Below are 13,538 nucleotides of genomic sequence, written 5' to 3'. Positions count from 1 at the left end.
TGACGACCACGGTGTAATCCAACACCAGGCTCTCGCCCACTGCGAGGTGATCGAACGCCTCGCCTTCGACGCTGGAACTATCGAAGGTCCAGTTCAGCGTGCCGTCGTTACTGACGCCATCGATGATGGCATCGGCGTCGACGGAGAGCATGCCCAGCAGCTCGGCATTGGTCAGGCCATCGGTGTCACCGGTGGCAGTCACGGCCGTGATGCTCGGCGTGACGTCGTCGGTGGTATCCAGATCGCTCACGGAGAGCGTACCGGCGGTGGTCAGGGTGTCGTCTGTCTCGGTCAGCGACTCGCTCGCGCTGTCGTCACCTACGAGGGCGATGACCGGCGCATCGTTACTGCCGTTGATGGTGATGCTGACAACCTGCTCAGCGGTCACACCCTGGCTGTCGGTGACGACCACGGTGTAATCCAGCACCAGGCTCTCGCCCACGGCGAGGTGATCAAAGGCTTCGCCAGCGACGCTTGAGCTATCGAAGGTCCAGTTCAGCGTGCCGTCGTTGCTGACACCATCGATGATGGCATCGGCGTCGACGGAGAGCATGCCCAGCAGCTCGGCATTGGTCAGGCCATCAGTGTCACCGGTGGCGGTCACCGCGGTGACGCTCGGCGTGACGTCGTCAGTGGTGTCCAGATCGCTGACAGACAGCGTGCCGCTGGTGGTCAGAGTGTCATCCGTTTCAGTCAGCGACTCGGCCGCGCTGTCATCGCCTTCGAGGGCGATAACCGGGGCATCGTTGCTGCCATTGATGGTGATCGATACCACCTGCTCAGCGGTCACACCCTGACTGTCAGTGACGACCACGGTGTAATCCAGCACCAGGCTCTCGCCCACTGCGAGGTGATCGAAGGCTTCACCGGCGACGCTTGAGCTATCGAAGGTCCAGTTCAGCGTGCCGTCGTTGCTGACACCATCGATGATGGCATCGGCGTCGACGGAGAGCATGCCCAGCAGCTCGGCATTGGTCAGGCCATCGGTGTCACCGGTGGCGGTCACGGCAGTGACGCTTGGCGTGACGTCATCGGTGGTGTCCAGATCGCTGACAGACAGCGTGCCGCTGGTGGTCAGAGTGTCATCCGTCTCGGTCAGCGACTCGCTCGCGCTGTCATCGCCTTCGAGGGCGATGACCGGCGCATCGTTGCTGCCGTTGATGGTGATGCTGATCAGCGCCGTGTCAAAGCCGCCTTGACCATCGGAAATCTGGTAAGTGAAGGTCTCGTTGAGGCTTTCTCCGACAGCCAGCGCCTGAACATCCGCGTTGGTGTTGTCGAGCGTGTAGGTATAGCTGCCGTCTTCAGCGACGGTGATGCTGCCATAAGTGCCAGTCACCTCAGTATCCACTGCGCTGGCAGTGCCGGCGTTGGCGCCTGCACCGATACCACTGACGATCAGAGCATCGCTGTCATTGCCACCATCCGTATCGGTATCCGGTTCCGCATCGGTCAGGACATTGCCGGTGGTAGTGCTGCTATCACCGGTTGCGATGCCCTCTTCGAGGTCCGCCACGTTGTCGTAGGCTTCCGGCGCGACATTGGCCACGGCCCAGGTAAAGGTCGTCGTGACAATGGCGCCATGCTCATCCGTCGCGGTCAGGGTGACGGTGTAGATGCCGTCATCGTTGTCACCGCCGATGGAGGCATCCGGAGACAGCGTGCCGCTTATCTCGCCACTGGTCGGATCAATCGCGATACCGTCCGGCAGGTTGTCCGCAGAGAAGCTCAGCACGGCATCGTTGTCGACGTCAGTGAAGGCATCCGCGACGAAGAACGGCGTGATGGTATCGCCATCGTTGTCGCTCTGACCTGCCGGCTGTTCGTCAGTCACCAGCACCGGCGCATCGTTGGTGCCGGTGATGGTGATGGTCACGACCTGTTCGGCCGTCGCGCCCTGGCTGTCGGTGACCAACACGGTGTAATCGAGTTCGAGCGTCTCGCCGACAGCGAGATGATCGAAGGCTTCACCTTCGACACTGCTGCTGTCGAACTCCCAGTTCAGCGTACCCTCGGTGCTGGCGTCACCGATGATGGCATCGGCATCAACAGAGAGCATGCTCAGCAGTTCAGCATTGCTCAGGCCATTGGTGTCACCGGTAGAAACGACGGAGGCGACGCTGGGGGTCACTTCATCGGTGGTATCGACATCACTGACCGACAAGGTGCCAGAGGCATTCAGAGTCGCATCGGTTTCCGTCAAGGAAGCGGATGCACTGTCATCCGCATCAATGTCGATGACCGGGGCGTCGTTGGTGCTGTTGATGGTGATGGTGAGCAGCGCGGTATCAAAGCCGCCCTGGCCATCGGAGATCTGGTAAGTGAAGGTCTCGTTGAGGCTTTCCCCGACAGCTAGCGCCTGAACATCCGCGTTGGTGTTGTCCAGCGTGTAGGTGTAGCTGCCATCTTCTGCAATGGTGATGCTGCCGTAGGTGCCAGTCACATCAGTGTCAACGGCACTCGCAGTCCCGGCGTTGGCGCCAGCACCGATACCACTGACGATCAGAGCATCACTGTCATTGCCGCCATCCGTGTCGGTATCCGGTTCCGCATCGGTCAGGACATTGCCGGTGGTGGTGCTGGTATCGCCGGTCGCGACGCCCTCTTCGAGGTCCGCCACATTGTCGTAGGCTTCCGGCGCGACGTTGGCCACGGTCCAGGTGAAGGTCGTGGTGACGGTGGCGCCATTTTCATCCGTCGCGGTCAGGGTGACGGTGTAGGTGCCATCAGCATTGTCACCGCCGATGGAGGCATCCGGAGACAGCGTGCCGCTGATCTCACCGGTGGTCGGATCAATCGCGATTCCGTCCGGCAGATTGTCCGCAGAGAAGCTCAGCACGGCATCGTTGTCGACGTCAGTGAAGGCATCCGCCACGAAGAACGGCGTGATGGTATCGCCATCGTTGTCGCTCTGATCCGCCGGCTGTTCATCCGCCACCAGCACCGGCGCATCGTTGGTACCGGTGATGGTGATGGTCACGACCTGTTCGGCGGTCACGCCCTGACTGTCGGTGACCACCACGGTGTAATCGAGCTCGAGCGTCTCACCGACAGCGAGATGATCGAAGGCTTCGCCCGCAGCACTGCTGCTGTCAAACGTCCAGGTGAGAGTACCGTCATTGCTGGCATCATCGATGATCGCATCAGCATCCACGCTGAGCATGTCGAGCAACTCGGCATCGGTCAGATCATTGGTATCCCCGGTGGTGACGACGGAGGCGACACTCGGAGTGACCTCATCGCTGGTATCGAGATCACTGACGGAAAGCGTGCCGGTCGCGTTCAGCGGTATGTCAGACTCGGTCAGTGCAGCGGAAACGGAGTCATCACCTTCGATGGCAATGATCGGTGCATCGTTGGTGCCATTGATGGTGATCGAGACGACCTGCTCGGCAGTCGCACCCTGGCTGTCAGTCACGAGGACGGTGTAATCCAGCACCAGGCTTTCGCCGACGGCGAGGTGATCGAAGGCTTCACCAGCGACGCTCGAGCTATCGAAGTCCCAATTCAGGGTGCCATCATTGCTGACGCCATCGATGATCGCATCGGCATCGACGGAGAGCATGCCCAGCAGCTCGGCATCGCTCAGGCCATCGACATTGCCGGTCGTGGCCAGGGATTCGACACTCGGCGTGACGCTGTCCGAGGTATCCAGATCACTGACTGACAAGGTGCCAGACGTGGCGAGGGTATCGTCTGTCTCGGTCAGAGATTCCGCCGCGCTGTCATCACCTTCCAGCGCAATGACCGGGGCATCATTGGTGCCATTGATGGTGACGGTCAACAAGGCGGTATCGAAGCCACCCTGTCCATCAGATACCTGATAGGTGAAGGTCTCACTGAGCACCTGACCGACCGCGAGCGCTTGAACGCCCTCATCGGTGTTGTCGAGACTGTAGGTATAGGAGCCATCGTCCAGAATGACGACGGAGCCATAGTTGCCGGACACACTGTCACCCGCAGACGAGAACGCGGCCGGCACTGCACCGAAGGCGACACCACTGACGATCAGAGCATCATCATCGTTACCGCCATCACTGTCGGCCTCATCATTGGCACCGGCACCAGTCGCGCCCAGCACATTGCCGGTGACGTCGCTGGCATCGCTGCTGGCGACACCTTCATCAATGAAGGCAGCATCGTTCTCGGCGACAGGATCGACGTTGGCAACGGTCCAGGTCAGCGTGGTGCTGACGTCTGCACCGAATTCATCCGTAGCGGTCAGCGTGATGGTGTAGACACCCTCCACACCGCCCTGAGAGGCATCGCTGGTCAGGGTGCCGCTGATTTCACCGGTAGCGGAGTCGATGGACAAGCCAGCCGGCAGCACGTCAGCGCTGTAGGTCAACGTCGCGGTGGTGTCGATGTCCGTGAAGGCGTCAGCCACCGTGAAGGGCGTGATGGCCTCACCGTCGACATTGGATTGATCTTCCGGCTGGTCATCCGGATCCGCAGAGAGCACCGGCGCATCATTGTTGCCAGTGATGGTGATGGTGACAACCTGCTCGGCAGTCGCCCCTTCGCTGTCTGTCACCAACACGGTGTAATCCAGTACCAGCGTCTCACCTTCTCCCAGATAGTCGAAGGCTTCCGCATCAGCGCTGCTGCTGTCGAATGCCCAGTTGAGAGTGCCGTCATTGCTGGCACCGTCAATGATCGCATCGGCATCCACGCTGAGCATGGCAAGCAGCTCAGCATTGGTCAGGTCATTGGTATCACCGCTGGAGGCGACGGCCGTGACGCTCGGCGTCACTGTATCGCTGGTGTCCAGGTCGCTGACAGAAAGCGTACCCGTCGCACTCAGCGCAATATCTGACTCATCCAGCGCGGCGGTTGCGGCGTCATCCCCTTCGATGGCAATGACCGGCGCATCATTGGTGCCGTTGGTCGTAATGGTGAGCAGCGCGGTATCGAAGCCACCCTGGCCGTCAGAGATCTGATAGGTGAAGGTCTCGTTGAGGCTTTCGCCGACGGCCAGCGACTGAACATCCGCGTTGGTGTTGTCCAGGGTGTAGGTATAGCTGCCATCCTCGGCGATGGTGACGCTGCCGTAGGTGCCAGTGACTGCAGACCCCGCTGTCGTGTCAGTCCCGGCATTGGCGCCGGCGCCCACTGCGCTGACGATCAGCGTATCCGTGTCGTTGCCGCCATCGACATCCACATCGCCATTGGTGTCGCCATCGCTCAACACATTACCGGTGGTGGTGCTGGTATCACTGATGGCAACGCCTTCATCAAGCTCAGCAGTGTTGTCGAAGGCTTGCGGGGCGACGTTGGCCACAGTCCAGGTGAAGGTCGTGGTAACGGTGGCGCCATTCTCGTCAGTGCCAGTCAACGTGACGGTGTAGATGCCGTCATCGTTGTCACCACCAATCGAGGCATCCGGAGACAAGGTACCGCTGATCTCACCGGTGGTCGGATCAATCTCGATACCGTCAGGCAGATTGGCAGCCGAGTAAGTCAGGTCCGCATCGTTATCGATGTCAGTGAAAGCGTCGGCAACGATGAACGGCGTGATGGCTTCACCATCATTGTCGCTCTGATTCTCAGGCTGCTCACCCGCTACCAGCTGCGGTGCATCATTGCTGCCGGTGATGGTGATGGTGACGACCTGCTCAGCCGTCGCGCCTTCGCTGTCAGTCACCAGCACGGTGTAGGCGAGCTCAAGGGTCTCGCCGACGGCGAGGTAGTCGAAGGCGTCACCCCCGACACTGCTGCTGTCGAATTCCCATGTCAGGGTGCCATCGTTGCTGGCGTCATCGATGATCGCATCCGCATCCACGCTGAGCATGCTCAGCAGCTCGGCATCGGTCAGATCATTGGTATCACCGGTGGAGGCAACCGATTCGACGCTCGGCGTCACTTCATCCGTGGTATCGAGATCACTCACCGAGAGAGTGCCGGACGTGCTCAGCGGCGCATCGCTTTCCGTCAATGCAGCGGAATCACTGTCGCCGTCCTCAAGGGCGATGACAGGCGCGTCATTGGTGCCGTTGATGGTGATGGTGATGTCTTGCTGGGCCGTCCCTCCCTGAGAGTCCTCCACCTCGACGGTGTAGGTCAGCACCAGGCTTTCCCCTGCCGCCAGATGATCGAATGCCTCCCCTTCGACGCTTGAGCTGTCGAAGCTCCAGCTGAGAGTGCCGTCATTGCTGGCAGCATCCACGAGGGTGCCTTCATCGACACTCAACATGCCCAGCAGATCAGCATTGTCGAGAGTATCCGCGTCACCGTCCGCAGTTACCGTGGTGACACTGGCAGTCACGGTATCAGTGGTATCGAGATCACTCACGGACAGGGTGCCGGAAGTCGCGAGCGATGCATCCGTTTCGGTCAACGATTCCGCTGCGCTGTCAGCACCTTCCACGGCAATTTCAGGAGCATCCTGAGCGCCGGTGACAGTGATGGTCAGGGTATTGCTGGATTCAGCGCCGTTGTCGTCACGCACGGTATAGGCAACGGTGGTGGTCGCAGCCTCACCCACGGCGAGATCATCGAAGTCGGTGCCCGGCGCAAAGACATAACTGCCATCCGCGGCGATGGCGACAGTGCCACCGCCCGTCATGGCGACAGCGGTGCCTATGCCAGAGCTAGACCCCGCGACCTGGCTGACAGTGCTGGTGGAGCCCGTATCGATATCGGTGTCATTGGCCAGCACGCCAGCGGCAGCCGCGACGCTCAGATCAGCGTTTTCTGCGGTCGTGCCAGTATCCGCCACAGCGACCGGTGCATCATTGACGCCGGTAATGGTGATGCTGACGGTGGTCTGGGTGACACCGTCCGCATTGGTGACCGTCAAAGTATCCGTCAGGGTGGCACCCAGGTTGAGCTGCTGGATGACAGACTGAGTATTGTCGGCACTGTAGGTCCAGTTGCCATCGGCATCGACAGTCAGTTCGCCGTAGGTGCCGGTCACGGTCTCAGCGCTGAATTTGTCTTCGCCGGTGTCGCCACCGGTACCAGCATCCAGCGTGCCACTGGTGGTCAGCTCATCATCCGCTGACACATTGGTGTCTTCGGTGACATTGCCGGTGTCCGGGGTCAGCGTGGGAATGTCATCCACACCATTGACGGTCACGCTGACAGTGGCGGTAGAGACACCACCCTCGCCATCGCTGACCTGATAGGTAATGGTGGTGACGGCGCTCTCGCCATCGGTAAGGCCATCAAAATCGGTGCCTGGGTCAAAGCTCCAGGTGCCATCCGCATTGACCGTAAAGTCGCCACCATCGCTGCCTGAGACAGCAGTGCCCACTCCGGCAGTGTTGCCATTCACTTGTGTGATGGTGAAGTCGGCAGTGGGCGTGTCCAGGTCGGTGTCGTTGTCGAGCAGACTGGTAGTATCAGCGGTGGACAGCGCGACGCCTTCATCGGTTGAGTCGGCATCCGCCACGGCTACCGGGTCGTCGTTGTTGTCGACGACTTTCAGATAGCCGGTCAGCGTATTGCTGGCCAGCGAGTCGCCGTCGATTTCGGCCAGTCCATCATTGTTGCCGTCATTGACGACCACGGTGTAGGCGCGTGTGTCGGTGTCGGGATCATCGCTGGTGTTCTGGTAGGTCAGTGAATCGATCAATGCCGAGACCTGAGCTGCCGTGGTACCGGAGTCGAGCGTCACCGTCAGGGTGCCGTTGACCAGAGTCGCGCTGGCGAAGCCATCAAGAGAATCATCGACCGAGAACACATCGGCATCCGTCGCCGCATCGATGCTGACCGTGATGGTGCCGCCACCGAAGTTGTCGCCGACCAAGGCAGTATCGACATCCGAAAGCGACGCGCCTGATACCAACGCTACCTCGGCACTGCCGGTGCCTGCGCCATCATTCTCTGCAACAGAGATGGCAAAGGCTTGCGGCGCCGTGCTACCAGTGAGCACCGGTGCATCATTGATGGCATTGACGGTGGTGTTGATGGTGTCGGCATCGTCGACGCTGGACCAGATGCCCGTCTCATCGAAGGTGGAGACGTTCACGCTGGCTCCGGATGTCACATCACCTTCACTGTCGTCGGCCACGACGTAGGTCAGGCCTGCCGGGTCGCCATTGAAATCTTCAGCCGGCAGGAAGCGCACTGAATCAGTCGTCGACAGCACCAGCGCATTGCTGGCGCTGACATCATCGGGAACATCGACCCAGCTATCACCGCCATCGGTGGAATACTGCCAGGTCCCCTCTGTGTCATCAGAGGGGTTGGAGGTGATGGCGATACCTGCCAGCGCATTGGCAGAGCTGCCACCCGACACAGCCTCCTGGGTCTGATCATCGGCGGAGGCGTCATCGAAATTGTCGCCGACCAGATCAGCGACGGTCGCGCCAGCCGGATCGGTATCGTCTTCATTGATGGCCGCGAGAATCACACTGTCATCAGGTGTCGTCGGGGCATCATTGACGGCAGTGATGCTGGTATTGATGGCAATGGTGCTGCTTGACCAGACACCAGTCGTCAGATCGCGGTCACCATTGGCAGTTTGGTTTAGATTACGAAGATCATCGGCACCGGTACTGGCAACCAATGCTGCGCTGCCATCACCCAAGCGCACTGTCAGAGTACCAGGCACACCATTAAAGTCGTCGGCGGGCACAAAGCGGATATCGGCATCAGCAGGCAGAATGAGGGCATTATTGTTACGCAGATTGCCCGGGATCTGCTCCCAGGTGCTACCACCGTCGGTGCTATACTCCCACTCCCCTTGCGCGTCGGTAGAAGTATTCCCGACGATGGCAACGTAGCTCAGATCAGTCTCTGTGGTGGCAGCGGTATTGCCATTCTCAACGGTCTGATCATCGGTGGTGTCATCGTACTGATCGACCAGCAGGGTATAGAGATCCGTGCCGGCGATATCCACTGCCGCGGTGTCTTCATCAACGGCAATGATGGATTCATCGGTGCCATCGGCCACTGGGCGATCATTGACCGGCGTCACCGTGAGAGTGATATCACGGGTCGCTATCTGTGCACCGCCCTGGCCGGTATTGCCGGCGTCATTGAACACGATGCTGAGGGTATCTTCACCATAGAAGTCGGCTGCGGGAGTATAGACTTCGCTATCCAGTGAGGCCTGAAGCGATGCGACGGTACCCGTGAAGGTGATGGTGTTGGTGCCATTGCTGAAGGTGCCGTGCTCCACCGTCAGCGTCAGCGTCAGGTTGTCAGCACCGAAATCATCGGCATCATCCAGGGTGACTCCGAGCTCTGACAGCGTGAGGCTGCCATCCTCGACCACGGTGGTTGTACCAGTCGGGGCAGAGATGGTCGGTGCATCGTTGGTGCCGGAGATGTTGATGGTCACGGCGGCAGTCGCGGTCAGGGCTGTCAGCACTGCCTGATCACCATTACCATCATCACTGAAACTGAAATTGAGCGTGGCCGTCGCATCGGCATCAGTGTCATCAGCAGTGAAGACCAGCGTTGCCAGTGCGTCGTTGATGTCATCCAGAGTGCCGGTCAGCGTCACCTCGGTGCCATCAGCGCTGACGATACCATCCGTCATGCTCAGCGCACCCTGCGCACCGGATTCATCGATACTAACGGTAATGGTCTGGACGTCGTTGAAGACATCCTGAGCGGAGTCATCAGGATCAGAGACTGTCACGCCAGTGATGGTCAGAGGCTGACCATCATCCATCGTCTGCACCGGCGTAGTGGAGGTCAGTACCGGCTCATCATTGACGGCAGTGATGGTGATATCTGAGGTGGCGACCGTGGTGAGAGCGGTGCTGTCACCATGAAGGTCGGTATCCGTCGCGGTGACGGTCAGCGCGACGGTGCCATTGTCATTGGCATCCGGCTGGTACTGGACGTTTGCCAAGGCGATCGCGAGCTCTTCCTGAGTTCCCACCAGGGTGATGGTGTCAGTGCCATCGTTGCTGACAGTCACATCACCCGCATCCGTGATCTGCAACGTGCCATTCGGGACGCTCAGCACGACGGTGATATCGGTATCGAAGCTGTCGGCATCCGTCACCGTGATGGTGCCGATATCCTGATAGCCGCCGTCTTCAGTCACGGTCAGACCGTCAGTATCCGGCAGCGTCACCACCGGCGCGTCATTGACGGTTGACACCCACAGTTCGATGCTCGCGGTCGCGGTATTGAAGTCGTCACCGATCGTCTCATTGTCCTGATTGGCGTCGCCGCCATTCAAGGAGCCGTCATCAAGACGATCATCGACGACAGCCTCGACGGTCCAGCGCTCATCGAAGTCTCCGGCCTCACCAGTCAGCACCATCTGGACTTCAAGAGAATCAAGCGACGACTGCACGGCAGACAGCGTTCCCTCGATCACCAGAGTATTGCCATCAGTGGTCACGGTAGAATCACTGCCTGTCGGCAAGGCCGTCAGCAACGCATCCGTGACAGGGACGACATCGCCATTCTCGTCCTTGAGGGTCAAGGTGACGGTAATGCTGTCGGTTTCGCCCTCATCGACACCAAGACCCGTCTCGCTGTCCAGGATATCGACGTCTCCTACCGTGAAGGCTCCCGCAAGTGAAAGTGTCTCGAGCGCACCTGATGGAATCAGCCTGTCGTCAGGTTGTGCCGAGGTGATCTCCGGCGAGTCATTCAGCGGAGCTATCTCGATACTGAAGGTGGCTTCCTGGGTCGTCAGCGGACCATCACTGACGGTAAAGGTGAAGTCATCCGCTCGGGTCTCACCGCCATCGTGCTCATATTTGAGCAGGCCATTGTCGATATCGGTCTGGGTAAAGGAACTGCCGACACGCAGCACCTTGCCATTCAAGGTCAAAGTGCCGTTATCCGGCACCGACGTGAGAACGTAGGTGGACTGATTGGTGGTGTTATCACTATCAACCGCTTGCAGCAGGCTGTTGCTGATGACGGAGGATTCACCCTCGCCGAGCGTCAGCACATTGTTGGCAGAGGTGCTCGAGACACCATCAGAATCCACAACGGTCTGATCATCTGCGTCTGCAGTCAGCGGGATGAGCGGTGCATCATTGAAGGGCGTAACCTCGATGGTCACGGTACCGGTATTGGAGACGTTGCCGGTTTCAGCCGTCGTATCGGCAGGGTCAGTAGTGACGGTATCGTAGAAGTTGTCCGGGGAATCCAGGTCATCACGCACGATGAAATCGAAGCTGTCGATGATGTCGCTGTTGGTCGCATCATCCTGATCGACCTGCTCTCCACCGGCATGAACATAACGCAGGCCACTGTCTTCGCCATCAGCGGACGTCGTCAGCAGGTCCCGGGAATACCACACATCCGAAGAGGCAGACTCCCATGAGCTGCCATTCCAGACTTCCAGTATGCCGCCGCTGAGTTCCGTCGTGGTGATCTGGAACCACAGATCATCGACCTCTCCCTCTCCATCAAGCCCCTCTTCACTGTCATCCACGTCCGAGAACACCACATCCTCTTCGGTGAGATAGACGGTGCCATCGTTGCCCTCAGAGACGATATTGCCATCAGAGTCGAGAATATCGTCGGTCTGCTCCAGCACACCGACGGTGGAGTCACCCGCGACAGGGGCATCATTCACTGGCGTCGAAGAGAGGGAGAAGGTATCGGATTCAGAGAAGTCACCACCATTGGTAACGATGAAGGCAAAACTGGAATCGTGGTCTTCGCTGCCATCCTGTAGGAAGGTCACCAAACCTGCGTCAATGTCCGCCTGAGTGAAGCTGCCATAGGCATTCAGTGCCACACCATCGACATAGAGCGTACCGTTCTCCGGCAGCGAAGACACGGTGTAGACGATCTGGTTGGTCGGGAAGGTATAGGCCCCAGCCGTGACCGAATACTGCAGGTCTGAATTGGTGATGGTAGTGGCTTCGGTGGAGGAGATCGCCTCGTTCACCGCCAGGCCAGTATTGGTAGGCACGAAAGCGATTTCAGCCAGTGGATCTACTCCCTCGCCGCCGTCTCCGTCGTCAACGGTAAAGGTCAAGGTGCCAACAGTTGGAGTAGCAACACCACCCCAGGTACCGGCATCGCCGGCTTCATCGAATGCCTTGAACTCGGAGTCCACCAGCGTGAAGGTAAAGCCAGTATCACTGGTCGTGCCCTCGGGCGCCGTTTCGGTCTGGACATAACGCACTAGCCCATCATCGATCTGTTCCTGCGTAAAGGTTGTCCCCGCAATCAGCTCAATCCACTGCGGAGAGGCCTGCGTCCCGATGTTGAGCTGAATCTGACCGTAGGTAGGCTCTGTCGCAATGGAATAGGCCAATTGCGCCGCGGTGCTGTCAGGGTCTTCGGCATTCAAGGAAGCCGTAGTGATGGCGACGGTGCTATCGGCGTTCGCAGTGGAATCCAACGCAACCGTGCTGGGCGTCAGCGTCGGGTCATCATCATTCTCGAGAATGGTGATATCGACGGTGCGCACCGTCGTCGATTCGGCACCAGAGACTTCACCGCCACCGGCATCGGTGACCGAAATGGTGAAATATGGCGAGACGGCATCGGGCTCATCACCATCGTGGGCGAAGGACAGCAGTTCCAACTGGTCGGCGCTGAAGGTAGCGTAATCGGAATCCTTGCTATCGATGATCTCGTCAGCATCCACCTCACCATCACCATCGACATCCAGGAACAAGGTTCCACGCTCGGCAAGATTACCGAGATCGGTAATGGTAACGGTGGCGTTTTCAGCCGCGTCCGCATGTGCGGATTCCTCGTCGGAATAGGTCAGCCCCAGTGAGGTGCTTTCGCCTTCGAACTGGACAGGCTCGCCTTCAATGCTCGGCGCGGAGTTGAGCGGTTCCAGAGCTATGTTCAGCGTGCTGCTGGCCGTACCGCCAGCACCATCGACGACGGAAATAGCGAAGCTGTCAGTATCTCCCGCCGCGACATCGCTCCCATCCTGGGTATAGACCAACTGGCCCAGCTGGGTGGCATCGAAGGTAGAACCCACCGCCACTGGCGAGCCCTTGAAGGTCAGCGTACCGTTGGTCGGCAGAGTATCGATCTCGATGATCAGCTGATCATAACTCTGCTCTCCACTGGTTACATCCGGGTCACTCAACCCCAGCGCTTCCATGGAGAAGGTATAGCTGCCCTCTTCGGTGACCGTGGCACTCGGGTCAACGAGAACCGGGTTATCATTCACCGCACTCAGTGTAGCCACGAAGTCGAAGCTATCACGCGCCTCTCCATCTTCGGTGAGGGTCATGCTCAGCGTGATATCAGTGGTGTAGTCCTGACCCGGTGTCACGGACAAGTCGGCCAGCGCAGCACTGATCTCTTCGGCCGTACCCTCAAGTTCTACACTGGTGCCACCAGTACTGAACGCAGCGCCGGCGGCGATGGCATCGTCATCCAGCGTCAGCTCAAGCTTGTACTCATCCGAATTTCCATCTTCATCGGTATCCCCGCTATCCGTCACGCTCAAGCTCGACAGCGAATAGCTCTCATCCTCCGTGCCAGAGAGAGTTGCCTGAGAGTCGCCATCAGCCGAAACGTCGGCGCTCTCGGCGACAGTGACAGCAGCAGCAGCATCCAACAGTAGACGAGGCTCAAGAGCCTGGAGGTCGAGTTCGCGCATGAGAGAAGGCACCAATGTAATTGTGATGAGA

The 13,538-nt window shown here is 59.2% G+C and carries 1 protein-coding gene; it reads right to left on the bottom strand.

Going from position 1 to position 13,538, the window contains the following annotated elements; all coding sequences use genetic code 11:
* A partial coding sequence (locus tag OW493_RS09575; RefSeq protein WP_289863981.1) for a VCBS domain-containing protein occupies positions 1 to 13,507 on the bottom strand: 13,507 nt, incomplete at its 3' end.
* Between the last annotated feature and the right edge of the window lie 31 nt (positions 13,508 to 13,538).

Origin of the sequence: Cobetia sp. 14N.309.X.WAT.E.A4 (assembly GCF_030397495.1) — a bacterium.
In the GTDB taxonomy this organism is placed as follows: domain Bacteria; phylum Pseudomonadota; class Gammaproteobacteria; order Pseudomonadales; family Halomonadaceae; genus Cobetia; species Cobetia marina.
This window is presented reverse-complemented; position numbering and strand designations above follow the sequence as displayed.